17 protein-coding genes are annotated in these 26194 nt (G+C 63.4%); 3 read left to right on the forward strand and 14 right to left on the reverse strand.

Features of this window, described 5'->3' with window-relative positions; genetic code table 11:
- Nucleotides 1-94 precede the first annotated feature (94 nt).
- From SH412_RS14510 to SH412_RS14540, 7 genes are all read right to left on the reverse strand, one after another.
- On the reverse strand, nt 95-1336 hold the full coding sequence (locus tag SH412_RS14510) for a tetratricopeptide repeat protein (RefSeq protein ID WP_336518727.1): 1242 nt from the start codon (nt 1334-1336) through the stop codon (nt 95-97).
- A gap of 132 nt (nt 1337-1468) precedes the next feature.
- Entirely contained in the window at nt 1469-3268 is a 1800-nt protein-coding gene (locus SH412_RS14515; protein ID WP_336518728.1) for a CRTAC1 family protein, read from the reverse strand.
- A 105-nt stretch (nt 3269-3373) separates the two neighbouring features.
- Nucleotides 3374-4408, reverse strand: a complete 1035-nt coding sequence (locus tag SH412_RS14520; RefSeq protein ID WP_336518729.1) for a DUF1559 domain-containing protein — start codon at nt 4406-4408, stop codon at nt 3374-3376.
- A gap of 629 nt (nt 4409-5037) precedes the next feature.
- Nucleotides 5038-6771 carry a CRTAC1 family protein gene (locus SH412_RS14525; protein WP_336518730.1) on the reverse strand — a complete coding sequence of 578 codons (1734 nt, stop codon included), beginning with the start codon at nt 6769-6771 and terminating at the stop codon, nt 5038-5040.
- Between the two features lie 139 nt (nt 6772-6910).
- A complete protein-coding gene (locus SH412_RS14530) occupies nt 6911-8245 on the reverse strand; it encodes a tetratricopeptide repeat protein (protein WP_336518731.1) in 1335 nt (444 codons plus the stop codon).
- Between the two features lie 698 nt (nt 8246-8943).
- Nucleotides 8944-10983: a transketolase gene (gene tkt, locus SH412_RS14535; protein WP_336518732.1), complete on the reverse strand. Its 2040-nt coding sequence runs from the start codon at nt 10981-10983 to the stop codon at nt 8944-8946.
- Between the two features lie 323 nt (nt 10984-11306).
- Complete coding sequence (locus SH412_RS14540) at nt 11307-11654, reverse strand: alpha/beta fold hydrolase (protein WP_336518733.1); 348 nt, start codon at nt 11652-11654, stop codon at nt 11307-11309.
- Between the two features lie 323 nt (nt 11655-11977).
- Here SH412_RS14540 and SH412_RS14545 point away from each other — a divergent pair, with 323 nt between their 5' ends.
- Nucleotides 11978-12502 (forward strand): HD domain-containing protein, encoded by a 525-nt coding sequence (locus tag SH412_RS14545; protein WP_336518734.1) that lies wholly within the window; start codon nt 11978-11980, stop codon nt 12500-12502.
- A 92-nt stretch (nt 12503-12594) separates the two neighbouring features.
- Here SH412_RS14545 and SH412_RS14550 read toward each other — a convergent pair whose 3' ends face one another.
- Entirely contained in the window at nt 12595-13233 is a 639-nt protein-coding gene (locus SH412_RS14550) for a macro domain-containing protein (protein WP_336518735.1), read from the reverse strand.
- Between the two features lie 122 nt (nt 13234-13355).
- Nucleotides 13356-14999 (reverse strand): pyridoxal phosphate-dependent decarboxylase family protein, encoded by a 1644-nt coding sequence (locus SH412_RS14555; RefSeq protein ID WP_336518736.1) that lies wholly within the window; start codon nt 14997-14999, stop codon nt 13356-13358.
- A 176-nt stretch (nt 15000-15175) separates the two neighbouring features.
- Between SH412_RS14555 and SH412_RS14560 the strand changes: the two genes are divergently transcribed.
- Complete coding sequence (locus SH412_RS14560) at nt 15176-15955, forward strand: dienelactone hydrolase family protein (RefSeq protein ID WP_336518737.1); 780 nt, start codon at nt 15176-15178, stop codon at nt 15953-15955.
- A gap of 75 nt (nt 15956-16030) precedes the next feature.
- Here the strand turns inward: SH412_RS14560 and SH412_RS14565 are convergent, their stop codons facing one another.
- From SH412_RS14565 to SH412_RS14585, 5 genes are all read right to left on the reverse strand, one after another.
- Nucleotides 16031-16429: a bifunctional nuclease family protein gene (locus SH412_RS14565; protein ID WP_336518738.1), complete on the reverse strand. Its 399-nt coding sequence runs from the start codon at nt 16427-16429 to the stop codon at nt 16031-16033.
- Nucleotides 16430-16599: 170 nt separating this feature from the next.
- A complete protein-coding gene (locus SH412_RS14570; RefSeq protein WP_336518739.1) occupies nt 16600-17319 on the reverse strand; it encodes a class I SAM-dependent methyltransferase in 720 nt (239 codons plus the stop codon).
- Between the two features lie 85 nt (nt 17320-17404).
- Nucleotides 17405-18514 (reverse strand): hypothetical protein, encoded by a 1110-nt coding sequence (locus SH412_RS14575; protein WP_336518740.1) that lies wholly within the window; start codon nt 18512-18514, stop codon nt 17405-17407.
- Complete coding sequence (locus SH412_RS14580; RefSeq protein ID WP_336518741.1) at nt 18511-20277, reverse strand: OmpH/Skp family outer membrane protein; 1767 nt, start codon at nt 20275-20277, stop codon at nt 18511-18513. Before SH412_RS14580 ends, SH412_RS14575 begins: the two co-directional genes overlap by 4 nt.
- A gap of 54 nt (nt 20278-20331) precedes the next feature.
- Nucleotides 20332-21792: a MotA/TolQ/ExbB proton channel family protein gene (locus SH412_RS14585; protein WP_336518742.1), complete on the reverse strand. Its 1461-nt coding sequence runs from the start codon at nt 21790-21792 to the stop codon at nt 20332-20334.
- Nucleotides 21793-22245: 453 nt separating this feature from the next.
- Between SH412_RS14585 and SH412_RS14590 the strand changes: the two genes are divergently transcribed.
- Nucleotides 22246-26166, forward strand: a complete 3921-nt coding sequence (locus tag SH412_RS14590) for a hypothetical protein (RefSeq protein WP_336518743.1) — start codon at nt 22246-22248, stop codon at nt 26164-26166.
- The last annotated feature ends 28 nt before the right edge of the window (nt 26167-26194 follow it).

Genomic DNA, 26194 nt, shown 5'->3' on the forward strand with positions numbered 1-26194 from the left:
CATGTCAGGGTTGTGGAACATGGTCGAGCCAGATTCTTCCAAAGGTCCTGCCGGCGGTCGGACTCCTCGGATTGGTTTCATTCTATGATTCATTCTAACGCGGCGACGCCCGTTGCCGCAGCGCGACGGTGACTTCGTCGTCGCCGACCAGTTCGGCCAGTTTGAGCAGCGACCGGCTGAATTCCGGGTCGTCGAACCCCTCTTCCGAGCGATTCATGGTCATGATGGCGGTGCTCAGGTCTTTGGAGACTTTGTAAATCTCCAGATATCTGGCGGACTCGTCGGGGCGGCCGAGCCGTCGCAGCAGGTCATGCAATTGAAAGTGTATCTGCCACCAGTAGGGATCGAGGGCAAACGCCCGCCGCAACGATCGTTCGGCCGATTCCAGATCGCCAAGCGCATCTTCGCACCAGGCGCGAGCCCTCCAGAACCGCGCGTCCGCATCGGCCCGGTCGCTTGGAACGGCCTGCAACAGCATCTGCACACGTTCCAGGTCTCCGTCGGTGATGCTGCGATTCAGAAAATACGCCACCAGTTCCAGATTGTGCGGGTACTTCAGCAGCAGCTCTTCCGCCGGAGGAATGTGCTCGAAATCCGCCGCCCGTTCGAGGTCCGACTTGGCCTGCGACGTGTAAACCTGCAGCGCCTGCGCGACCTGAAAAGTCTCGTCGTCGGGATCGCCTTCGAGCCAGCGCGTATTGTGACGATAGAGCGAACCGCTGTAGAACCAGCTTGCACTGACCAGATAGACGTAGGACTCCGGACTCTCGCGACGGACCTCGATCGCCCGGCGGATCCGGCGAACCATCTCCGCCCGCTGCAGGGTCATCGCGTCGAAGAAGATGACCTGTTTGTGCGCGATCAGCACGCGAGGCTCCAGTTCCAGCACTTCATCGCAGGTCCGCAGGCCGTCCCAAGGGCGATTCAACTGTTCGAACTCCGCGACAGCCTTGCGAACCAGAGCACCCACCGCACGGCGATCGTCCCGCGGAACGCGATCGAGATATTGCACTACGCCGGCCCAGTCCTCGAGCCCTTCGGCCGCGCCGGCCCGATACAACCACGGTTCCGCCCTTGCCGGCTCAATGTTCGACCATTTTTCCGACAGCTCCGACAGCTCCCGCCACTTCTGGCGGGTGCTGAGCTCGCGGCACTCGCGATTGAAGTCAGCGACGGACACGCCGCGCCAACTCGAATAAAACCATCGACCGGCGGGCGCGCCGACCATCAACGCGAGCAATGGCAGCAACAACCAGCGCAGCCGAACCCGCCGCCACGGTCGCCGAAGCGACTGCAACTCCTCCTCGCGAGCTGATTTTACGACGGACTGTTGCATCGACATCACTCGTTCTCGCGTCCGCTGCAGAACACGATTGCCGGCGTCCTCAAGACTTTCCACGCGGGTCGCACGGTCGGAAGACGGACAACACCATCAGACCGCTGCTCGATCGATTCTACGACGCCATCCTTACGTTCCGCTCTCACTCCGTCGATCTCCCTGCAACGGTCCCTCCTCGCCGCGGGATTGTCGCAGTATCAGTTCGCGATTGACCGGCTGCGCCATGAGCGTCTGCCGCGAACCGTCGGGCCAGCGAATTTCCAGGTCCGCCGGCGACGCATCGACTCCCAACCCGAAAATCAGCGAGTCTTCGTGCGCGGAGCAGTAGCTGACGCCTCCGGCCAGCTCCTGAGTGAACGTCGCCTGTCCCTGGCGCAGCACGACCCGGGCGCCGATTCCGCGGCGATTGCCGGTCGCGATGCAACGCAGTTTCAGCCAGTTTCCTCGTTTCGAGTCGTTGCGGAGAATGGCCGTCGGCGAGTTCTGGTGGACTACGGCCAGATCCCAGTCCCCGTCTCCATCGAAGTCGCCTCGCGCCGCGCCGCGGCCGATTCGTTTCTGCGCAAAGAAGGCGCCGGCCGTGGACGAACACTCGACGAAGCGAGGTCCTTCAAAGCTGAAGAGCTGCGGCGCCATTTCGTAGTCGTCCCCCTTCTGCCGCCAGTCGTCGACGTGCCCGTTCGTGACAAAAATGTCTTCGTGACCGTCCTGATTGAAGTCAGTCATGATCGTCCCGAATCCCAGATTCTTCAGGGTCGGCGTATGGAGGCCCGCCAGCCCGGTGATGTCCTGGAAACCCGTTGGGCCGAGGTTCTTGTAAAGCGTGTTCGATTCTTTGGTGAAATGCGTGCAGTAGAGATCGAGCCACCCGTTCCGGTCGTAATCCCCCAGTGCGACTCCCATACTGGCCTGTGCATGCCCGTCTCGACTCACGGCGCACCCCAGCAGATGGGCCGACTCGGCAAACCGCCCTGCCCCGTCGTTGACGAACAGAAAGTTCGGCGTGGTGTCGTTGGCCACATAGACGTCGGGAGAGCCGTCGTTGTTCAAGTCCGCGATCACAACCCCCAGGCCCTTGTTCTCAGGCCCGAACAGCCCGCGCGCACGCGCCTCCGCAGTGAAGGTCCCGTCTCCCTGGTTGAAGTAGCATTCGTCCGGGACCCCATCCACATGCATCGGATGGCACGTTCCCGGTTTGTCGGCGGTGCCGCACGGAATCGGATGATAGGGATCGTAGTCCACGTAGTTGCAGACGTAGAGATCGAGATCGCGGTCTCCATCCAGGTCGGCCCAGGCCGAACTGGAGCTCCACAGAGCGTTGGCCACACCGGCTGCGACGCTGACGTCCTGGTACGTCCCGTCTCCCTGATTCCGCAACAGCGAATTGGGTCCCACGTTGGTCACATAAATGTCGTCAAAGCCATCGTCGTCGAAGTCGGCGACCGACACTCCCTGACCGTACCCGGTTTCGACGATTCCAGACGAGAGGGCTACCGGTTCGAAGCGACCGGTGCGAACCTGCCGAAACAGTTGGTCCAGCGGTTCGCCATTCCGGTCCTCGGCCGCGGGATTCCCCCCCTGACACAGGTAGAGATCGAGCAGGCCGTCGCCATCGTAGTCCAGCCAGCCGGCGCCTCCCCCGGTCGCTTCCACCATCAGCACGCGTCCCGAAGCGCCGTTGGCGTACGTGAACGCGACCCCAAGCTCCGCCGCAACTTCCTGAAACTCGGGAAATGTGGTCAGGCGATCCGGGGCCGGCTTAACGGAGCGTACCGGGAGAACAACGGGCGGAGCCGGAGCAACGACTTTCTGGGGAACTGCTACGACGACATCGATGGACGAGGCGTCCTCGGCCCCGCACCCCGACAGAACGCCGAACAGCAGCGCACCACGCAATACTTCCCGGAATGCCGAGGACTTTGCGACCATTGTCGTTGGCGTTTGCAGCAGATGAAGACAAAGATCTCGCCGCCAACAAGGCTGTCGGCGGCGAGATCCCGTTCAGACGCATCCTGACGCAGCGATCGGAAGTTCTTAGAACTCACCGGCCGGGACGCCAGCACCGCGAGTTGCGATGGCCTGCAGCGTATTGATCCCGATGTTCTCGCTGAGGAACCGGACGGCACCGTCCGCCATCAGAATGTGAGCGCCGCCCACATGCGTGCTGCTGATCCCGTGGCACTGATTGGGATCGGCGTAGCCGTAACTCTGGTTCACGAGGTTTGCGGCGGTTGTGACCTGCATCGAACCGGCCCAGCCAACGTCCCCTGCGTAACTCTGAGGCTGCTGTTTGCCAACCGACCAGTGATGATCTTCCATGACAAGGATCGTATTGGACGTTCCATCGGTGATGTCCCGAATCTTCGCCGTCCCCATGAAGCTGAAGACGCCATTCATGCTCTGCAAGTAGTTCTGCGAGTTGCCTTCTCCCCAGGCGTCCAGCGGCTGCCCGATGGTTTCCGTCCCAGTCTTCGTCAGCGGAATGCCTGGAACTCGTCCATCCTGCACCAGGCAGGATCGCCAGTCACCAGCGATGAACCCCAAGTTGCCGCTATAGTCGCTCCGACCGACCTGCATGTTGTTGTAAACGCCGCCACCGCTGCACCCGGCTACGGAGACGTTGACCTTGTTCGGCTGAGGATTGCTGGGACACATCAGGGCGGTGATCACGTTGGAAGCCGCAGTCGTGTTCTGCTGGGACGTCCAGCCAAAACTCCCGCCACTGCCCGAGCGATCGCTGAAATTGAACTGGTTGTAAAGGGGGGCCTGATCGAGGTATGGCAGGGCCATGACGATCCAGCCGAAGGCGCCATAGCCCTGCTGCCAGTTGCCGCCGGTCATTTCCGAAACAGGGCGGCCATCGTAGTTCTGAGGGAACTGGCCGAACGTGTCGTGATAATTGTGACAGGCCAGGCCGAGCTGCTTCAGGTTGTTCTTGCACTGAGTCCGGCGAGCCGCTTCGCGGGCCTGCTGCACAGCCGGCAGCAGCAGCGCGATCAGAATCGCGATGATGGCGATCACGACGAGCAGCTCAATCAACGTAAAGCCGCGCCACTTCGATCTCGTCATTTTGGTGCATCCTCAAAAGCAAAAAATGGAAGGAAAGATCACCCCGCAAGGGCCGCCGACGAGAGTCCGCCTGATGGCTTGCCGCAGGATTTGCAAAATCGCCAACGGAAAAATTCGACTGAGAAACCGAATGCAGAAACCGTCGATCACGACCTTAGGATGCCTGAAACCGACAGGCTTGATTCGCCCCGACCCGGAAAGCAAAAATGAATTTTTGAACACGGCAAATCGCCGTTGATAAGCTCGTACGATACCCAGTATTCGCTGAATCTTAAAGAAACCCAACCCCTCCAGCCTTACAACTCAGGAAGGCTGGTGGAGATCGGTCGAGATGACGACCTGACGTTCGCAGATTGCAGTTGGACGTCGAATCGACGAAGACTAATCGATTCCAGACAAGCAGGTCAAACACAAAGTCTGGCGACAAAAGCAAATTTTTCGAAAAACTCCGCCAGCAAGCCGTGAAGCGGGTCGAAAAATGCCGCAGAGCCCTCGGTTCCGCCGCCAAATCGGTGTCGGCGGCCGTCCCGAGACGCCAATTTGCGGCAAAACGCGCCTCCCGAGGAGCAGTTCGAGTTCCCCCCGGAATTCAGGCGTGAAAAACGACGCCGATTCCGCACGATGGCATTTCATTCTTCGATCAGCAGCAGCTTTCGACCGGTCGGAACGTTCGCGACGGACGTCGTCGCACCAGTTGGCCAGGCAACTTCCACGGATTCCGCCACCGTGGCCGCCCCCAGTCCGAACGACAAGGTGCGATCGCTCGTCGAGAGATAACTGCCGCCTCCCGTCACAATTCTGACTTGCCGCTGATGTCCCGCGACGACGGTCACGCGGGCGCCGATGGCAGATCGCGGGCTGTCGCGGCCGACGAGACGGACCGAGAGCCAGTTCGGAAGTTCCGTTTCGTTTCGCAGCAGCGCCGCCGGCTCATTGGTATGCGTGACGACGAGATCCGTTGCTCCATCGGCATCCAGATCGCCGCTGGCTACGCCGCGGCCAAGATGCCGGCGTCTGAAATAGTCGCCCGCCTGCGACGCGATGTTTCGCAATCGCCGTCCACGATCATTCCAGAAGAGGTAAGGGAGTTGCTGACGGTCTTTGCCGGAATTCGGCGGAAGGACATGCCCGTTCGCGCAGAAGATTTCGGGGTAGCCATCGCCGTCCAGATCCTGAATGACGGTTCCGAAGCCGACGGCCTCGGAACCGACCGCGGTCACGCCGTAGGCGCGGCTGGAGTGCGAGAAGATGCCGGTTCCCAGATTGCGATAGAGGGCAAAGCTCTCGTGCTCGAAATTGGCCACCCAGAGATCGGGATTGCCATCGACGTCGAGGTCGCCGATCGCGACTCCCATGCTGCCGTCCGACTCCCCCTTCTCTCCCAGAGCCACGCCGTTCTCAATGGCGGCCTCGCGATATCGTCCCGTCGGCTGCGACTCATAAAGACGATTCGGAAGAGTATCATTGGCGACGTAGATCTCAGGCCGTCGATCGCAGTTCAGGTCGGCGATCACGACTCCCAGAGTCTTGCCGACTTCCCGAAAGCCAAGTTCGGCGCCCGCTTCACGAAATGTTCCGTCGCCGTTGCTCAGGTAAACGGCGCACGGCAACCCCTGGAATCGGTGGGGATCGCAGATCAGTCGCTGCCGGCTTCTCGCGTCGACGCAGACGGGATTGTTCTGGAAGGACCAGTTGACGTAGTGGCCCACGAACAGATCGAGAATCTGGTCTCCGTTCAGATCCGCCCAGCCGGCGGCCAGACTCCACAGCGAATCGTCCAGACCAGACTCGACCGTCCAGTCGATGAACGTGCCGTCGCCCTGATTGCGGAACAGTTGCAGGCCTCCCCAGCCTGTGATCAGCAGATCCGGAAAACCGTCTTCATCGGCGTCGGCCGTCCACATTCCGTGGTGATAGTGACGGATCGGGGCCAGGCCTGCAGCGTGGGTGACGGACTCGAATCTCCAGTCGGAGGTCTGGCGAAACAAGGCGATCGGCAGCGGCAGTATCTGGCGCTCCGGACCGAAATGTCCCCCTCCCGCGAACCACAGATCCGGCTGGTCGTCGAGATCGTAGTCGTCGACTGCGCAGCCCGTCCCGAATGTTTCCAGGATGACGAACAGCCCCGCCTCCTCGCCGTTTCTTCCGGTCCAGTCCACTCCGCTCGACTCAGCCACATCCTCGAAATGAATCGTTCTCGCATCCGCGGTCGGAGCCCCGGCGCGTGGACCCGCAGGGGCGCGTGCATCTTTCTCCGCGGCCGGCTCCGCGGGCGACGTCCAGCAACCGCTGGTTGCAACCACCACAACGGCGACGAGCTCCCACCAGCCGCTCCGCAGACTGCTCGGAGAAATGTTCAACATGCCGACCATCCAGACAATGGGAGAGACAGCGACAGCACGGGGCGGTCGCTCAACGAAGTCATGAAATGGGAAAAGGGCGAGTCTCGGACAGGCGGCAAAACGAGGGTTGTGCGCCGAAACGGAAATTGTCGATCGGATGCTAATGCGGGCCGGTCGTCGTGACAGAAGTGCCTGGGTATCGGTCCGGGGAAGATTTCGTAGTCTGAGGATTCCCCGACGCGCAATTCGCATGGTGATCGGCCAGGACTTCATCCCCTGTCAGCCGGTACAATTCGGCCAGTGCCCTGTGCGCCGGAAGATAATCCGGCGCCACGAGCAACAGGTGCTGATACCAGCGGATGGCGTCGCGGCGGGAAACATATTTGGCCGTGATTCCGGCGATCTTCATCCGCAGTTCCAGACTGTCCGGCTGAAGCTGCAATTGTTTCTCAAGGCTCAGCAGCTCATCGAGCTGCGGCCGCGACTCCGCCACGAAGGCGAAGAGCGGCTCAGCCTCGGCGGCGCGACCGCACGCTTTCAGCGCCCGGGCCAGCGAGTTGGCGAGATTGGCATGCTCGGGGACGGATCGCCGGGCTTTTTCGAGGATCGGCACCGCCGCCGTCGCGTCTCCCGCCGACAGCAGCACTTCGCCATAGGCCATTTGCGTGGCGAAATCATCGGGGTTCCGATCCGAGGTCTCCCGCAGCAGACGGATCGCCTCGTCCATCTCTCCGTTCGTCGCCGCACATTGCGCCAGTCCCTGAATTCCCGCGAGGTCGTCGGGGCGCCGGCGCAGGTACTCCTGGTAGAGCGGAATCGCCTCGGCGGTTTTCAGCCGCGCCAGCTGGGCCGTCGCCAGCGCCAGACGGCAGTCATCGTCATCGGGCGCCAGCGCCAGTGCTTCACGATAGGCGTCCTCCGCGGCCTTCCAGTTGAGCAGCGACTGAAACAGGCGTCCCGTCAGGATCAGCGGCTCCGGGTCGCGGGGATAATCGGCATGCCACAGGGCGAGAGTCTTTCGAGCCTGGTCCAGGTTGTGGCGCAGCATCGACCAGGTGTAATACGCGCGGGCGATTTCCGGCCCATCATCGCGGGGATCGCGCAACAGCACCGGCCACTGGGACTGCATCGCCGCAAACTGACTGGCCTGCGCCATGGCCAGCAGTCGTTCCCGCGCCAGTTTCGCGGGGGTCGCTCCCAGTTGAGCGGCCTGTTGCAGCTTGCGTTCCACGTCCTCGAAGTCGCCGAGCCGACGCGCGACTCGAATCTGCAGCAGACAGGTCCGGGCGTCCGCTTTTCGGCCAAGCCACAGACTCCGCTCGATCCAGTCCGCCGCCGCGCCGGAATTGCGCTGCAGCAGGCACGCCTCGGCCCGCCCGAGGCAAAGCTCTCCCCAGCATCCGGCCAGCGCCGCCAGGGCGGCTGCAACCGCAGCAAATGCGACAGCCGCTCGCCAGCGCTTCAGAACAGTCCGTAGCTGCCACGAGTCGAACACGCCGCATTCCTTCCGGACAATCCCGAGCACCCAGCGTCTCAGCCTTTAAGAAACGTCCGAGTCGCCGCGTCAACGCCAAGAATTTGGGCGCCACTGGCGGCTCGTCCGCCAGCGCTCCTGGATTCATCTCCTCGTTCCCAGGCTCCGCCTGGGAACGCCGTCTTTGGACGCTCAGCGTCCTCCTGGCTGGCGCCTCGTTGGCAGTCAGATGCCAGACGAGGCGGAGCCTCGCAAGAGGGCGTTCTCAGGCGGAGCCTGGGAACGAGGAAAGTCGAAGACGCCTAGCTTACGCGACTTTTGAGACAGATCCAGAGGCAAATCTTTGCTTTGTGGATCGACCGCCGGACTGACCCGCTCTTCCGTTCAGACAGTCGTCTCAGAGGCAGACCGTGGGGCGAGATCGACAAGTGCGCGCGTGAATACAATTCCTGGTCCGCAGCACTCAGGAAATGCTCCTCGGAGGGAGTCATTGAGCAGCGCCGCAACGACGATTTTTCGGCTGTCCTGTCGCGTCAGACGCTGGCGAGGCGCACTCGCGGCGGACAAGCGACTTCGATACGGCTTCGGCCGCCAGAAATGCAGCGCACGTCTCCGGGACGCCGCGAATGCGGCACAGACCGCAACCTGCGGACTCGCACTCTTAGAACGTGCGAGTCCGCAGGCGTAGCTTGGGTCTCCGGAGCCGCCGGCAACCGGGACTATTGCCCGCTCGACCGGCCGATCAGCGCGCGAGCCTGTTCGCAGACGTTGTCGACGGTGAAACCGTAGTTTTCCAGCATGAGATTGCCCGGCGCCGAAGCCCCGAAGCGGTCGATGCCGATCACGGCGACCTGCCCCCCGAGGCAGGAGTGCCAGCCCAGCGGCATCCCGGCCTCGATCACAAGCCGGGGAACGCCGGGAGTGACGACCTGCTGCCGGTAGGCTTCCGGCTGCGCTGCAAACAGCTCGCGGCAAGGCATGCTGACGACGCGGGCCTGGATCCCCTCCGACGCCAGCCGCTCGCGCGCCGACATTGCCAGATGAACTTCGGAACCGGTGGCGATCAGCAGCAGATCGGTCCGCTCCTTCGACGGGGAGTCCTGCAGCACATAGCCGCCGCACTGCGTTCCCGCGGCAAGCCCCGGGTAGCTCGCCAGGTCGAGGACCGGAAGTCCCTGTCGCGTCAGCACCAGCGCCACCGGGCCGGACTTGCGCTCGATCGCCATTTTCCAGGCGACGGCGGTCTCGTTCGCGTCGGCCGGTCGGAGGACCATCATGCCGGGGACGGACCGCAGGCCGATCAGTTGTTCGACCGGCTGATGAGTCGGACCGTCTTCGCCCATCGCAATGCTGTCGTGCGTGAAGACGTAAATTGCGGGGAGGCTGTTCAGTGCCGCCAGACGCATCGGCGGGCGCATGTAATCGCTGAAGACCAGGAACGTCGCACCGAACGAAACAAGTCCGCGGTGCAGCACCATCCCGTTCAGAACGGCCCCCATCGCATGTTCGCGGATCCCGAAGTGAATATTCCGGCCGGCCGGGGTGTCCGGCTGGAAGCTGCCCACGCCCTCCATGAACGTGAAGGTGCTGGGCGCCAGATCGGCCGATCCGCCGATGAGCTCGGGGAGGCTTCCCGCGAGAGCGTTGAGGCAGCGCCCCGAAGCCGCGCGCGTCGACAAGGCCCCCTTATCGGTCGTGAAGACCGGCAGAGCCGCGGCCCAGTCGGCCGGTCGCTCGCCCTTCATAACACGATCAAATTCCGCCGCCAGTTCCGGGTAGGCCTTGCGATACGCCTCAAACCGCGTCTCCCAGTCCGATTGCCACGTTTTTCCGCGCACGAGGAACTGCCGGAAATGCTCCGCAGCTTCGGCGGGAACGTGAAACAGCGGCTCGACGGGCCAGCCCAGGCGTTCTTTGGTCAAACGCACTTCGTCGACCCCCAGCGGCTCCCCGTGAGCCGCCGCGGTGTCCTGTTTGTGGGGGCTGCCGAAGCCGATGTGCGTCCGGACGTTGATCAGCGACGGCCGATGCTTCTCGTCGCGGGCCGTCTGGAGAGCCGCCGCGACGGCGTCGAGGTCGTTGCCGTCCGCCACGTGCTGAATGTGCCAGCCGAAGGCGGCAAACCGAGCCGCGCGATCTTCGGTGAACGCGATGTCGGTCTTGCCTTCGATCGTAATGTTATTGTCGTCGTAGAGGACGATCAGCTTTCCGAGCTGCAGATGGCCGGCCAGCGAGGCCGCCTCGGAGGAGATCCCCTCCATCAGGTCGCCGTCACTGGCCAGAACGTACGTGAAGTGATCGACGACGGCATGCTTCGGCCGGTTGAACCGAGCCGCCAGAGCGACTTCCGCGATCGCCATGCCGACGCCGTTCGCCAGCCCCTGCCCCAGCGGACCGGTCGTCGCCTCGACGCCGGCCGTGTGACCGTATTCCGGGTGCCCCGGGCAGCGGCTGCCCCACTGCCGGAACTTCTGCAGTTCGTCGAGCGGCAGGTCGTAGCCGGTCACGTGCAGCAGCGCATACAGCAACGCCGAGCCGTGGCCGGCCGAAAGAATGAACCGGTCCCGGTCCGGCCAGGACGGATTGGCGGGGTTGATGCGCAGGGAACGGTCCCAGAGGGAGTAGGCCATTGCCGCGGCTCCCAGCGGCAGGCCGGGGTGACCGGATTTCGCCTTCTGCACCATATCGACGGCCAGAAAGCGCAGAGTATTGACGCACAACGCATCGACATCGGTCGATGGGGAGACGGTTTCGCTCATCGGACAGATTCCTTGGTAAGTTCAGAGGCCACGGGCTCGGTAATTCTTGCCGCAAATGCGTTTTCAAGCCATAGACACGGCGGCGAAAACGGAACCTGATCGACGGATGCATCAACTTCGATGCGGGAAATCGGCGACACTGCCGGGCCGGGAACGGGTTCCCATCCTGCCCGCCGACAGAATCCAAAGCAATGTCCAACCCGACCTGACCTTGCGTCCAGGATCACGGGAACCACAAGGAGTCGGGCATAGAACCGGCAGAGGATCTGGAATCCGTCGGCACGGCCGTGGAAAAACGAGTCGTGTCGACAGGCGGCACGCGGCTATTCCGGAGGCTGCAGACTGCGTGCCGGAGGCAGGGCCGCCATGATGGCGTCCAACTCCTGACGCAGTCGCATCATCGGAATCTCATTGTGAGTCGCACCGGAAACCTCGACGAATCGTGCGTTTGGCGCCCCCTGCGCCAAGGCCCGCCCCTGGCTCACAGTGACGATCGCATCGTCGGCGCCGTGGTTGGCGATCTGGTTGCTCGAGAGGACCGCGACGTACATCCCCGGCTCGACGAGATTGAGCCGGGCCGACCGGTAACCCTCCTTCGGCATATAGCCGGTGCCGATCAGCCGGTCCTTGAGGTCGTAGGAGCGTCCGGCCGGGTCGACGACTTTCTGCATCGCCTTCTCCGGGCCGATCTTGCTGGCCAGCAGTTAGACTCGATGTTCTTCCCCGTCCTTGCCGAGCATCAGGTCGAGAGAGACGTTCTCGCCGGAGCGGACGACGGGGGCGTTGCACTGGATCCAGGTGTCGTGGGCGAGGGGATGTTGTTGTCGAAGCAGAAGCGGGGACCAATTTCGCGTGAGTGCGTTGTCAGCGGCGGGAGAATTCCTCTTCTCTTAGCCACCGGCGAGTCGCCGGTGGTCACTACGCCTCCAACTTCAATGCACAGTCGTAAAACCAATTGACTTCCCGCACGACCCTTGCCAGGTACGATGACACGATGGACCTCAAGCCAATCCTCAAAATGATTCTTCAGGACTACGCACTGCCCCTCGACGGCTGCCACGGCGTCGTCCACTGGGCTCGTGTGCTGGAAAACGGCCTGCGGCTGTCCCATGAGACGCGAGCGAAGGTTGAAATCGTGACGCTGTTTGCCGTCCTGCACGACGCGAAACGACTGAACGACCATTTCGATCCCGACCACGGCCCCCGGGCCGCCGAATTTGCGGCTGAAATCCGCGACCGTTGCATTGATCTCCCGGACTGCGACTTCCACCTGCTGCAGATCGCCTGCGAAGGGCACACGCACAAACTGACGCACCCGGACATCACCGTGCAGACCTGCTGGGATGCAGACCGGCTCGACCTCGGCCGCGTCGGCGTCACACCGCATCCCAGCCGGCTCTGCACGGACGTCGCCCGCCGGCCGGAGATGATCCGCTGGGCGGACGGAAGAGCCAGTTTGGGATTTGTGCCGCCGCTGGTCGCGGACGAGTGGGAAATTGAGCTGCCCACATCGAGTTAGAACTGTCGCGTCTTCGCATCCATTCTCTTTGGAGAATCAGTTCTGCCTCCTGGTCGACGCCAGTTGAATTCACCAACACGCACCCCGAATTCTTACCCTCGCTGCAGATCCCGAAACCGATCCGTGTAGAGACCCTGGTGACGCATCTGTGCGTCGGCCCATGTGATCGGGAATTCGTGTTGATCGAGCACGCCGTGCTCGATGGCAGCCCGCATCTGGCGTGCGCAAGTGTGCGGGCCAACCCGGCCAACTCCCGTGCCGAGTCCAGGGAAGGCAACAGACTGAATCGCGTCGGAGACGGCTTCACCGACCAGGGGACCGGCTGCGAATCTGCCATGGCGGATCGACAGGAGGGCGGCCCGTGCGGCCAGGTAAGGGTGCACGGAATCCTTGAGAATCATCGGGACCCGCATCGTGGGGGCGGCGATGAGATAGGGGATCCGTTCGTCGTCAGTATCGACGACTTCGGCGTTCCCCACCAGCAGTTCGCCATGGTGCTTCGACCGGATCAGTCCTTGCAGCCGTTGTTGAACGTGCCATCCGAAGTGATGGCTGTAGACGAGGTCGATCCCTCCGTCCATGAAACCGAAACTGTTGGCGGGACTGACGACCGCATCGACCTGCAATTCCAGAATCGAGCCGTGATGAATCGTCACATCGGCCAGATCGCCACAGTGTTGTCGCCAGGCCTCAGCCAGAGGTTTGTCGACGGCGGAGAGGATGATCTGCATGGTGCTGACTTTCGCGACCTGTCGTGGAATGACTTCGGATGTCCGTTCAATCGAGAATTGCGACTGGAAACTCCCGACACTGTCAACCGGCTGCAAGTTCACGCCGTACCGTCATCCCCCCCTCACCCGCGCGCGATCTCCTCCCGCGCCCTCCACAACGATTCCAGCACCGCGTCGACATACTGCTCCTCCGCGAACGGACTCAGAATATACGACTTCAACGCCACCATCGGCTCCCCGTAGTCGCTCTCGCGGTAGCAGTCGGTCAGCGAGATCACCACCCCCCGGCCCGCCAGGGCTTCCCGTTGCACAATCTGGAAGATCTGGCGGTTGTAGTCGTTGTGGGCGCGGAGCTGATCGCGATAAGTGGGGTCGGTCTGTTCGCGCTGTTTGACCGTGAACGTGTCGACGCCGTCGGGATAGACCCGGAACAGCGTCACCGGGCCGAAGTTCCCCCGGTTGACGACGGTCGTGCTGGTGTGTCCTTCGAGATGGTCCCGCAGCGTTTCCGCCATGGTCACCAGGTGTCCCAGCAGCGACCGCAGGCCGTCTTTGCCGAACAGCCGCAGATTGGCCAGGGCCGCCAGCGGGCCGGAACCGCTCCGGCTGGTCTCCAGCGTGTACCGCCCCGGGTGGTAGCTTCCCTCATGAAACAGGTAAGGGGTCTCGGACTGTTTGCGGCAGATCAGCTCCAGGTCGCAGGCGTCGCGGGCCAGGAACAGGCTGGAAATGTAGGGGGCGAAACCGGTCTTGTGAAAGTCGATTCCCAGCGAGTCCGCGAGGCGCAGATCCTGCATTTTCCGGTGCACGCCCGCCAGCGCCCGCACTGTGCGGTGCCGGAACGCTAGCGGATTCCGATCGAAGTCGTAGTCGTTGAAGACGCTCCAGGCCCAGCCGATCACCGCGTCGGCGTGGATCTGCGGGCGATACGGCAACTTGAACTCTTTCTGCAGGCGATCGCGGATGGCGACGATCTCCCGCAGATGATCGATGCCGAAATGGTCGGTGGTCCCCATCGTGGCGACGAAGCAGGCAATCTTCCCGCCCCCGCTCAAAACTTCCCGAGCCATCTGCTCCAGCAGGTCCGTGCGGATTTCGTTGTCCGGGGTCGACGGGACTTTGAGCACGTTGTCCTGGCCGATTCCCAGCCAGTTGGCGACGGCGACGCAGGCGTAGTGGGCCCGGTCCGAACAGAGAATGACGGCCCGCTCGTGCAATCCGTGCTGCCGGACTCCCGGGCAGGCCTTTTCCAGGCCCAGTTTCGCCCCGTAGAGCAGCGTCCCGGTGCCGCCAAACGTAAACAGCCCGGCCGCGGTTGCGGGGTCATATCCAATGAGTGCCGCGGTCATCGCCGAGACTTCGACCTCGGCCACCGCCACCTGCTTCGACGATTCTTCGCTGACGAGATTGGGATTGTAGATCGACGGCAGCAGACCGCCGATGACGCTCGGAATCGTGGGGAACGGCACGACATTGATCTGCGCCCGCGGATGCCCCCAGATGAACATCCCGGACAGATGTTCGACGAGGAGTTGCGTCACATTCTCCAGCGAATCCGGGGCATCGCGAACCGTCGACTTCCGGGCCGCCTCGTAGTCGAGCCCGGCGGGTTCGCCAAGCAATGGCGACACCGACTTCATGGCGTCGAGTTGATCGATCGCCCGCAGGAAAGAGAAGACGAAGTACGCGTCGTGAACGCGATCGGAAACCGGCTGCGGAAAGGCTTGACGCAGAGAATGCACCAGTTGCAGATACGTGGCGGACATGCAGGGCTTCCGGGCTGGGAATGTCGTGATGCGACGGCACGTGACAATTGTAGCAGGGACCGGCCGCGCCATGCTTGAATGAGCCCCGGATTCGTGCTGAAGTGCGGACTCGGATTTCTCGCTTCCGGCCCAGCCGGCAACGCGACAGAACGCCTCGTGACCTGGAGAACGAAACGATGACTCGCATTGGCTGGATTCTGACCGCCCTGCTCTGCCTCCCCGCCGCAGTCGAGGGAGCGATCAAGACCGAGAAAATCACGTACAAGTCGGGCGACACGGAGCACGTCGGCTACCTGGCGTACGACGACGCAGTGACCGGCAAGCGGCCCGGCATTCTGGTTGTCCACGAATGGTGGGGGCTCAACGACTACGCCCGCAAGCGGGCCGAGCAGCTCGCGGGGCTGGGCTACGTCGCCTTCGCGGCCGACATGTACGGCGGCGGCAAGACGGTCGAGCATCCGAAAGACGCGGGCCAGATGGCGGGGGCGGTCCGGGCCAATGTCGCCGAGTGGCGGGCAAAGGCGACCGCCGCCCTGAACGTGCTGAAGTCGCAGCCACAGTGCGATGCGGACAAGCTGGCGGCGATCGGCTACTGCTTCGGCGGATCGACGGCGATTCAGCTCGCCCTCGCGGGAACGGATCTGGACGTCGTCGCCAGCTTTCACGGCGGCCTGCCGATGGCGACGGACGCCGACGCGAAGCAGGTGAAGGCGCGGCTGCTGATCTGCAACGGCGCGGACGACACGTTCATTCCCGCGGCGGCGATCCAGGCGTTTCGCGGCGCACTCGACAAGGCGGGCGTGAAGTACGACTTCGAGAACTACGCCGGGGCCAAGCACAGCTTCACGGTCGAAGGGATCGACCAGAAGGGTGTCGACGGCCTGAAGTACAACAAAGCCGCCGACGAAGCGTCGTGGAAGAAGCTGCAGGAAACTCTGCAATCCGCGTTCAAATAGCGGAACCAAACTCCAACTCTTCTATTAGCCCGGGGCGAGCCGCCCCGGGTCTTCTCTTCCTCCACTCGCCCCCACCTACGCCACCTGCTCCAGCACCGACTCGTCGACGTAGATCGGCAGGTGGGGATCGTAGTGGACCGCCAGCGCGATGGCGTCGCTGGGTCGGCTGTCGATCTCTGTCAACTCCCCCTCCTGCCGGACGCGGATCGCGGCGAAGTAGGTGTGTTCCTGCAGGCTGTTGATCACAACATCCTGCACTTCACCGCCGAGCTGCTCGATCGCGTTCTTCAACAGGTCGTGCGTCAACGGCCTGGGAGGCGTCTCACCCTTGACTCGGCGGTCGATGCTGGTGGCTTCGAACAGCCCGATCAGAATCGGAAACGATCGCTCGCCTTCGACCTCTCGCAGGAAGATCACCTGCTGATCGTTGATCTCGCTGATGATGATCCGCACCAGATCCATTTGGACGAGCACGGTGAATTCTCCGCAGACGTGGGCCGGGACGCAGAATGTGGCGAAAGTCTGACGCTTCCACCCCGGCGCGCAGTCTACTCCCCCCCCTGTCACCGTTCAAGCAGCGGTTTGCGGACATCCGGCTTTAACGATTCTACGGCCCGACGCGCGCTGTAAAGATCGTGACGCGATCAGGCTTTCACGCCGCCGAATGCCGCGAAGCACGAATTCTTGTGCAGCACGTCGACCGCGGCAAAGCCCACATCGCGCAGGAGCTGCAACTGAAACGTCAGCGGCGCCGGCGTGTCCTCGCGGGCGACGTACGCGAAGACGTGATCGCGGTAGGCTTCGTCCCGAAGCTGAGTCAGGTACTCGCCGTATCGCCGGTATTGAATCCCCTGGACCGCAGGGTGCTCGTGGGCGATCAGATCAAAGATCCAGAGCCCGCCCCCCGGACGGAGCGCTTCCGAGAACTTCCGAAAGACCTGCGTCCACTCGGCCTCGGTTCGCAGATGGTGCAGCACGGCCGCGGCCAGGATGATGTCGCAGGAGTTCGCTTCCAGCGGCAGTTCCCGAATGTCTCCCTGCAGCGCGGTCACATGGCCGGCGGTGGCGGCCGCAACTCGCTCAACGGCCCGGTCGAGCATCGGACGGCTCAGGTCGATCAGCGTCGCGTCGAGGCCCGGCCGATGTTGGAGCAGCTTGAGCGTGTAGTTGCCGGCGCCGCAGCCGACGTCGACGACATGCTTTGCGCCAGGCGTTGCAGCGGCCGCAGTTTCCGCGACCAGGTCCAGCGCAAACGCGGCATCGACGGTCGAGGACTGCCCGGTTTCGAGATTCGAAAATCGCTCGACGTCGCGGTCGAAGCGATCACGGATTTCATCAACGCTCGACTTGGCTGCAGAATCCATCGGCGGTCGACTTTCCAGAACTGGGCGACAGTCGAAACTCAAAGCTGACGACACGTCGGCCGCGCGGCAGGTTCAGCGGTCCAGGCTACTGCGCCGAGGATTTGGTGCCGTTGGGAGAGCCCATGATCGGCACCCCTTCGGGCAGCGGGCGGCCGGCCACCATGAAGCCGTGCTCGTGCCCGAATTTCTGCAGCCGACGAAACTCGGCGAAACTGTCCGGGTAAATCCAGAACGTCAGCGCCGATCCCTGCGGGATCTGCAGCAGCGACGTGTAGAACCGCGAGCCGGCTGTGAGGGCTTCATCGACCGATTCCGAGACCATGTTGCGGTCGGGCTCGATCCGCCACTGTGTCACGGCGATCCGGTACATGCCGGGGCCGAACTTCAGTTCGTCGATGACCGACAACCCGCCCCGTTCGACAAGATACTTCATCGTGAATCCGTCGATCGGACCGGCCTCGCCGTTGTACTGCCGCAGCTTCAGCAGCGAGTCTTTCCGGCGTTCGATCTGCTCCCGCAGGCTCTGGGCCAGTCTCTCGATCGGAACCTCCGCCACACGTCCTTTTTCAACCCGGTAATGACGTTCCTCGCCAGTCACGATGCGAGAAATCGGGTTGATCCGATGCTCCAGCGTTTCCGCAACGGGAACATCCGCTTCGAGCTGACGCACCTGCCGCACCAGGTCCGCCAGTTCCTTACGGGCCGCGGCGAGCTCCTCCGCCGATTGCTGAGCGGAAAGTTGCCGCTCCCCCGCCCTGCTCTGCGTCGCAACCAGTTGCGTCTGCAGGGTCTGGAGACGCTGTGCGAAAGCTTCGGCGGCCTGATGCTCGGCCGAAAGCCGCTGGCCGAGCACCCCCTGATCCCGTGCCAGCGTCTGTAGCTCCCGCTGCAGACGCGCCGCCTGCTCGACGAGATCCTGCGGCGGCTCAACCGGGAGCGATCGGGGTCGTTCCAGAACTGGCGGCGCCGGCGGCGGCGGTTCCGCCGCGAACAGGACGGGCAGACCGGGGTCGTCCGGCTCGACGCTCCGAATCGGCTCCACAACCGGAGCGGGAACCGACAGCAGAACCGGCGTTTCGCTGACGCGCATCCCTGCAATCACGATCAGTATGATCAGGATGCCGACGATGTTGGCGATCACGTCCAGGAACGAATCAGAACCGAATTGCATCTCGGCGCGAGGTCGACGGCTCATCGCGAAACCTCCGGCAAACTAGAGTCCGCCGATTCGAACGAGAACTTGCGCGTCACGCTGAGTCCGGACTTCTCCAGCAGAGGGTCCAGCCGGTCGACGTGCTGATTGCCGCCGGGGTTAATCACGAATTTGAGCGCCGGCCGGAAGAAGAAGCCTCGGGGAGGTCGCCCCCACGTCTGAATCTCTTCTTCAACTCCCTGCAGAACCGCCCCGAGGAGCTGGTCGGCCGATTCGCCGCGCCCGACCTTCAGGGTTTGCTTGCCGACGATCATCTCATTGTCGTCAACCCGGATCACAACTTCCCGCTCCATGGTGATCGACGCCGACGGGTCGGACTGTCCCCAGTGACGCGTCGAAAGCTGTTCCAGATTCATATCGTCGCCCGGCTTCTTCAACCCCTTGTTCCGCCCGAGGCTCGGACCTCGCGGCGCGAGAGCCTCCTGCTCCGGCGTCGGCATCGAAGACTGTCGACCGCCGGAAGGAATCTCCACGACCTTACGCCCCGCGTCTTCCGGCGTCGGCAACGGAGCGGCCTCCCCCGGTTTCAGCGTCCGCGGCGCCCTGTTCTCCCGTCCCTGAAACTTATCGACGTTCTCCCAGCTCCGACTGCCGACATCGGAAGTCTTCCGCTCGCCAAGGACATCGTTGACCTCGAAGCCGCCTCCCGATTTGGCACGGGACTCGTCCAGCACGCCGCCGCCCCGGACGCCGCGGGCGGAACCGATGATCCGCTCCCGTTCCGCCAGCAGCAGGTTGATCGCGTTCTGGCAGGCGTCGCGTGCGGCAGGATCGAGCGGCGGCGGCTGCAGACTGGTATCCGCATCGAGCAGCTCATATCCATGCTGAGTTTTCAACGACGCCAGGAGCTGCATCGCAACGTAATACCCCACGGTCCCTTCGGGTCGCACCAGCAGCAGCACGTAGGGCTCAGCAACCGGCTTTCCGCCGGGCTCCCGGCGATCGTGATCCAGCCAGTAATTCACCAGCGCCGCCGTCCCCGCCAGCAGCGGATTGGACCGCTCCGGAAATCCCGCGAGATCCGCAGCCGTCAGCTCGATGTTCTCCGGCAGAAACCGCAGTCCATCCTTCGTGCACTCGATCAGAATCGGCCGTCGGCTCGTCCCGGAGATCGGATCCACCGGCAAGACCGAAAACTTGCCCCCCGCCGATTCCTGCTGCCGGGCATCCTTCAAGCGTTCGCGCAGCGCCAGAATCTGCTGCTCGATCAACCGCCGATCCGCCTCCGAAACCGACTGACTCTCGGCCGCTTCGAGCTTTCGCATCGCCGCCGTCAGCTCGGCCTCCAGCCGGGAGATCTCCTCCTGCAGCGCAACGACCTTGCGGGCCGCGGCGTCCGCCAGCAGCCGCCGCTGCGCAAGCTGCCGCAGCCGCTCTTCACGCTGCCGCGACAGATCGTCAACCTTGTTGCTCCACGCGGCCGCCAGCGCCGCCGCCTGGCGGGAGTTGTCGACTGGTTCCTCGACGGCGACCGGATCGAGAGGAAGATCCGGCGACTCGTAGATCTCCAGCCCTTCCTCGGGTTCGACCGGCAGCCGCCGCGGCGCCTCGATCGGAGGCGGCAGCAGGTCCGGGGCCGCTTCGACGGATTGAAGCTGTTCGTGGGCGCGAGCCACGGATTCGGCTCGGATCCGCGTCGTCGTGACGAGCAGCAGGAAAATCAGCGAACCCATCACGCAGACCAGCACCGCGAGGAACGGGAACAGCGAAATGCCTGTCGATGTTCGCGGTCGACGTGAAGCCATGTCGAATTCCGTCCGTGTCTGAGAGACGCTGCGTCAGGATGGACCGACTCGATCTCAGGCCGCCCGGCTCATCCCGCGGGCCGCCAGCAGATTCACCGCGGCGTTCAGATTGAGCACGGTCTCCTGGAGCGTATCGACCGTCCGGACGGTCTGCAGGTTTTCCGCAAGCTGCCGTTCCACGCGAACGAGGTCGTCTTCCGAACCTCGCAATTGCAGCAGCACCTCGCCCTGCCGGTCGAGAGCCCCCATCTGTCGTTCGGTGGCGAAAGTCGCCTCTTCCAGGCGAATCTGCCAGGCGCCGATCGCCGAAACCAGCGTCTCCACCGCCGAGCCAAGCTGTTGCGACTGCTCGGCGGCCTGCCGCCCAGACTGTTCCTGCTGCTGACGCAGCTCAGTGAGCAACTCCTTCAGTTCGACAGCGCGCCGCTCCGCAGCGGCGGATTCCAGCGTCGACCAGTGCTGCTGAATCCGCTCGGCGGTCGCGGCGTAAGCTGCCACGATCTCCTGCCGCAGCCCATCGAGCTGCTCGCTGTGGCTGTCGAGGGTTTGCGCAACCCCCTGCCGCAGGCTCTGCTCAAGCGAGCCCTGCTCCCGCTGCAAAGTATCGGTCCAGCGGCCTCGCAGCTCTTCGAGAGCCGACTGCCACAAACCTGTCTGATGCGTGATCGCAGCGTCTGTTCGGGCCAGCAACTGCTCGGCAGCCTGCTGCTCGGCGACCAGCCACGGACTGGCCGGCTGCTCGGCATCGCCGGGGAAGTATGCCAGCATGTGGCGGAGCGTGAGATCTTCGACCGCGTCTAGAGACTGCTGTTCGATCCGCTCGACAAGGAACGTGGCGAATACGAGCACCATGGACAGCCCGAGTGACAGGGCCGTCGTGTCAAAGGCCACCGCCAGACCCGCGGTCACTTCGTTCAGCGACGAACTGAGCTGGTCGGGAGTGACGTTGGCGATTGCCATCGTGATTCCGATGACGGTTCCCAGAAAACCGAGAATCGGAATGGCCCAGGTAATCGTCCGGATCAGCGCGTAGCTGTCGTGCAGCCGCCCGGAGGCGATTTCCGCCAGGTAATTCAGGTGGCCTTCCAGACCGTCCGCATTTCGGCGGACGCGAACGTAGTCGCAGACATTCTGCAACCGGCGGACAAGTTGCGATTCCGAACAGCGGCGGGCCACCAGCCGGAGATGCGTCTCCAGCGCCCGGGCGCGCTCGCCGGAATTGAGCGAGTGGTCGACCGTCAGCCCGTCCAGCAGATCGCCGTTCAGGGCGGCGCGTTCGGTCGGCGAATGACGCAGTTTCACCGCCAGGGTGCACATTCCGATGAAGAACAGCCCGGTCGTGGCGTATTCGATCCAGTGGGCCGTGAAGTATCTCTGGAGTTCCGCCTGGTTATAGGGAACGTACGGCAAGGCCGCATAGAAGGCGACCGTCAGCCCCAGACCGAGCGACCATGCCAGCAGCCCGCCGCCCGCACCGCGATTCGGCCGGGCAGCGACTTCAGTCTCTCGCGACATATCCATCATCCCTGATATCTATCCGTCCGGCCGCCGGCAACCTTGCCATCCCGGGACTTGCAGCCGCGTGCTGTCGGCAGATTGTGAAACGGAGCCGTCGACTCAACCGGATCATCCGTCATCCTCTACTTCATCGTCAATGTCTTCCGCCGGGATGACGAGATTTGCAACGACGTGCGGAAATGCAATGGGTGACGCGCGGCCTGGCTGCCCGGCGCCGGGTTTGCCAGAACCGGGGTGATTGGACTATGCTCAACGGGCAATCGACCCGTCGCTGCAGTTCACGGCCAAGACGCAAACCGCCAGATTGACGCAACTTGCGTCCTGTCGAACCACGCTCGAACGGCCCGCTCGCAGCGCCGGAAAGAGGACAGAGAACCCGGCTCCGGCAATAGCCGCAGCCCGTCTCGATAGCCATGTCTTCCGCCTTGGCGGTCGGGAAGGAATCGACACTTGAAACTGAACGCCGAGGATCGGGCCGCCATTCGGGAAGTTCTGGGATACCTGAATTTCTCGGGAGGTCGCCCGGACCCCAAGTTTCAGCAGATGCTGAATTCCGTCTCGCGCCGAGTCCCCTGGCGGCGACTCCCGGAGACGCTCCACAAGATTCTGACGGATCTGCAGGGTACCGGCGGTCCGTTTGCCGACACCACCCAGGCCCGAACCGTCCTGGACCTCACATTCGACGGCCTCTTCCCCGCTTACCGGCAGCATCATCGGGATCTCCTGTTCCACCGAAAGGATGAAGACTTCGAGAATCCCTTCTTCCTCGCGCGGCTGTTTGAGGCCGCCCTCCAGGAAGGGGGACCGTGGACCGAGGCGGACAGAATTATCCCGGCGGCCCTCCGCCGGCTGAACGACTTCGTCGGGCATCGTCCGGTCGCCGTGCTCGAAAACGGGCGGAAGATGGAACCCTATCCCCATGAGCGCCTGCGACCGATCCCCCTGTTCCTCAAAGGGGCCGGGGTCGCCAACGGTCCCTACGAGGCGGTGGTGACAGGCGCTCTGAAGTTGCTGGCGGAAACCCCCCAGGAAATCCTGGTGGAGTCGTGGTTCGATCTGGACCGCCTTGATGAGCTGGCAATGGATCCGCGCGCCCACGACCATCTGCACCCCGCCAACAAGCGAACCAACTATCTGTTCGGCGAATGGGACCCCCATCTGATCGATCTGAAAGGCTTTTACCGCCGGTTCGTCGTGCGGGAAATCATTCTGCAGTCGCTGCTGGCCTGGATTGCCGACCAGCGGCGGACTCCGATGGAAGAACGAATTTTCGATGCCTCGGCGGTTCTCGCCGGGACGATCCTGATGGCGTCGTCGATCAGCGGCGCCGGACCGGAGACCCACGATTCCTCGGTCACTCTGACATCGCTGCTGCCGCGCGTCGCTCGGCAGCGAGATGCGTTCTACGAACGCCTGCTGACGACGGCGACAGGCGCCCGGACCAAGCGCCTCCGCAAGCACGCCGAGGCGACGCAGCAGCCTTTCGGACACGTGCGGCAGTCGCTGAACATCCACCTGGCGAATTACGGTTCCCTGCAGGTCCAGCGCCGGCATCTGGCCTATCTGTTCGCCCGTCTGGGAAACACCGTCGAGGCCCAGTTCCAGGCGAACGTGATCCCCTGTGCGTCGGCGCGCTTCGAGTCGGAAATCCAGTGGCGACTGTCCGTCGTTCCCCAGCGACTGAAGCAGGGAGAAGTCCGGCAGGCGGCCGATCTGGTGGCGGAAGCGGAGAACTTCCTGAAACGCGGCATCGACTGCGGCGCCATCGTCGATCCCTGGAACATCCTCGGGTTCCAGGGACAGTTCCCGCTCTTTTCGTCCCGCGAAGACAGCGTCCCCGATCAGCGCGTCGAAACCCTCCTGGCGCTCGTGGAAAGCCTCCTCCGGGCCTACTCGCGGACGCTGGAAGAAGCTGCGGCACGAGGCGACGTGGAGCTGTCGTCGGGCGTTTCACGCCAGTTTTCCGCCTTCGCCGATTACTGGGACCGCTTCGGCACGCCAACCGTTCAGGATTTGCCATCGGTCAAGGCGCGGGAAACCTTCGACTCCGCCAGCCACGTGGCGCGGGCGCTCGCCGAGTGGCGGGCTGCGGGCGAAGCGGCCGGAAACATCAGCTTCTGGCGGCAGCACGTGACGCACTTTGCATCCGCCAAGTCCTATGCGCAGGTCGTCGTCGCCCTGATGGACCGGAAAGACGCCGTCGCGTCGCTCGGGCTCCTCATGCAGTGGCTCAGCCAGTCCGACGAAGTCGGACTCGACGGCGGATCGGATTCGTTCGACGGGTTGCTGCTGCGGTGGATGGAGCAGCTCGTCGCCGGGGCGGCCGAAAACGCCGACGCCTGGCCGCTGGTCCGGCGCATGTTTGACTACCTCGAAGCGAACGCCGGCGAATACTGGAACGCTCCGTCATTGCAGCGCGCCCTGGGGCAGACCGGCGGGCGCGATGTCGACTGGTCCGACGAGGCGTCGGACGACCGAGACGAAGACGACGTCTTCAACGCCGCCTACGAGGACGTGGTCTATCGAGACAGCACCGCCGATGGAGTCGCCGGGGACACGCTCGACGGCGGACCGGTCGGGGGCTCGGGAGACGGAGAGTTCGAGCTCCTGGAAAAGACGCTCGAAGTCCGGCTGAAATTTGTCCGGACAATGGCTCTGCTGCTCCAGCAGGGGGCCGTTCTTGCCTGCCGGGCCGCCGAAAACGCCGACGGTCGCGAGGCCGTCGCTGATGCCGTTACCGGCTGGCTGCAGCAGGCCAACGCCCTGGAATCGGGACTGGAACGCCTGATCGAAGACATCTGGCGCAGGTCGGTCGGGGAGTCCAGCGGCGATCACGACGCCAACGTCGAGTATGACATCCAGCTCCAGACCAAATTTTACCTGCTGCACGTGGCGATCACGACCTGCCTGAGCTGCCGGACGGCGCAGTGGTGCCTGACCTGCGCCCTGCCGATCGAAGGTCCGGCGCGGGACTCCGCCCGCGACTTCGTGCGGGTCCTCGACGTCTACCGGGGCATTCTGCGCAACGATCCGGTCGAAGTCCGCCGGCTGCTGCCGGCCCTGATCCGCCAGTTGCAGAAGAAGCCGTTGCTCTATGTCCCCCTTGAGCATGGCGGAGAACCCCGGCAGATTCTGCCGGCCCGGACCCATCAGGTCGTCATGCGGTTTCTGCTGGCGCATCTGCCCCGCCTGGGGCTGCTCCGGGAAACGTGGCATCTCCTGAAGGCGGCCCACCGGATGGAGCGGGTCTCCCGACCGGCCGGGACCGCCGTGACGGAATTCGACCGACTGTTCCGGATCGCCATGCGCAACTCGCTGGAGACAATCGCAACAGCGTCGCTCGACTGGAAATCGGGGCGGTTTTCCGACGAAGAGCTGATCGAAATCGTCGGTTCCGTGGTCGAGTTCTATCTCGATCAGTGGCTGGAGCACAGCAGCTCAATGCGACTCTCCAGCCTGGAAGCCCTGCGGCTCGATTCCGTCTGGGAAGAGACCCGGACGTTCATCCGCAAGTATGGCGGCGACTTGCTCCACGCCCGGATGCTGACGCTCGGAAACATCCGGGCGATCCTCCACAACGGAACCGAAAAGTATCTCGACTACCTCGACGAACACGAAGATCCGCTGCACCCGCTGCTGCTGCTGGAAGATCTGCGCACCGGAGCAATCTCTCGGGAAGACGCCGTTTCACAACTGCAGTTGATTTACCAGATGGTCGTCGAAAAGTTCGATCGTTTTCTGGAGTACAACACCACGACCACTCAGTCGGACTACGGCGAGATGTTCGACTGCCTCCTCGACTTCCTCCGGCTCGAGTCGCAATACGATCGCGACGCCTGGAACCTCCTGCCCGTCAGCCTGGCCCACGAAGTCCTGTCGCGACAGGGACGCCCGGAAGCCGCGGAAATCTGGGAAGAAGTCTTTGCGGTCAAAACCGAGGATATGGCCGACCGGCATCTGCAGGATCTCGAACGGCTCGAAAAACAGTACGGCATGCGGCTGCCGTCGGTCTCCAGCCATCTCCAGGAACGGTTTGTGAAGCCGCTGGCGGTCAATCGCATGGTCGCGTCGCTGGAACCGGCCTGGCGCGGCGCCCAGGTCGGCAACGTCGATACGGAAGCCATGACCTCGCTGAAACAGACGATCGAAGCCTACCTGCACGACACGACCGGAGCCGGCCTCGACGTCCCCGCGTGGCTGAGAACTCTCGAGGAAGAACTGAATCGCGTTCAGGGCGTCGACGACCTGCCGCGAACCGAAGTGGAGCCGAATCTGATGCTGTCGCCGGCGCCGCTGACGCTGCGGGACATGCGGCAACAGATTCGGAACTGGCGCCAGTCGCTCAACAGCCGAAAAGACTCCGGCGCCTGATCGCCCCGTCCCCCTGCTTGAGGCCATC

This window comes from Planctellipticum variicoloris (assembly GCF_030622045.1).
GTDB lineage: Bacteria > Planctomycetota > Planctomycetia > Planctomycetales > Planctomycetaceae > Planctellipticum > Planctellipticum variicoloris.

Bases quoted from the DNA above. Each gene is read 5' to 3' on its own strand.
- SH412_RS14510 (WP_336518727.1), bottom strand. From the start codon at position 1,336: ATGCAACAGTCCGTCGTAAAATCAGCTCGCGAGGAGGAGTTGCAGTCG.
- SH412_RS14515 (WP_336518728.1), bottom strand. From the start codon at position 3,268: ATGGTCGCAAAGTCCTCGGCATTCCGGGAAGTATTGCGTGGTGCGCTG.
- SH412_RS14520 (WP_336518729.1), bottom strand. From the start codon at position 4,408: ATGACGAGATCGAAGTGGCGCGGCTTTACGTTGATTGAGCTGCTCGTC.
- SH412_RS14525 (WP_336518730.1), bottom strand. From the start codon at position 6,771: ATGTTGAACATTTCTCCGAGCAGTCTGCGGAGCGGCTGGTGGGAGCTC.
- tkt (WP_336518732.1), bottom strand. From the start codon at position 10,983: ATGAGCGAAACCGTCTCCCCATCGACCGATGTCGATGCGTTGTGCGTC.
- SH412_RS14540 (WP_336518733.1), bottom strand. From the start codon at position 11,654: ATGCAGAAAGTCGTCGACCCGGCCGGACGCTCCTACGACCTCAAGGAC.
- SH412_RS14545 (WP_336518734.1), top strand. From the start codon at position 11,978: ATGGACCTCAAGCCAATCCTCAAAATGATTCTTCAGGACTACGCACTG.
- SH412_RS14550 (WP_336518735.1), bottom strand. From the start codon at position 13,233: ATGCAGATCATCCTCTCCGCCGTCGACAAACCTCTGGCTGAGGCCTGG.
- SH412_RS14555 (WP_336518736.1), bottom strand. From the start codon at position 14,999: ATGTCCGCCACGTATCTGCAACTGGTGCATTCTCTGCGTCAAGCCTTT.
- SH412_RS14560 (WP_336518737.1), top strand. From the start codon at position 15,176: ATGACTCGCATTGGCTGGATTCTGACCGCCCTGCTCTGCCTCCCCGCC.
- SH412_RS14570 (WP_336518739.1), bottom strand. From the start codon at position 17,319: ATGGATTCTGCAGCCAAGTCGAGCGTTGATGAAATCCGTGATCGCTTC.
- SH412_RS14575 (WP_336518740.1), bottom strand. From the start codon at position 18,514: ATGAGCCGTCGACCTCGCGCCGAGATGCAATTCGGTTCTGATTCGTTC.
- SH412_RS14580 (WP_336518741.1), bottom strand. From the start codon at position 20,277: ATGGCTTCACGTCGACCGCGAACATCGACAGGCATTTCGCTGTTCCCG.
- SH412_RS14585 (WP_336518742.1), bottom strand. From the start codon at position 21,792: ATGTCGCGAGAGACTGAAGTCGCTGCCCGGCCGAATCGCGGTGCGGGC.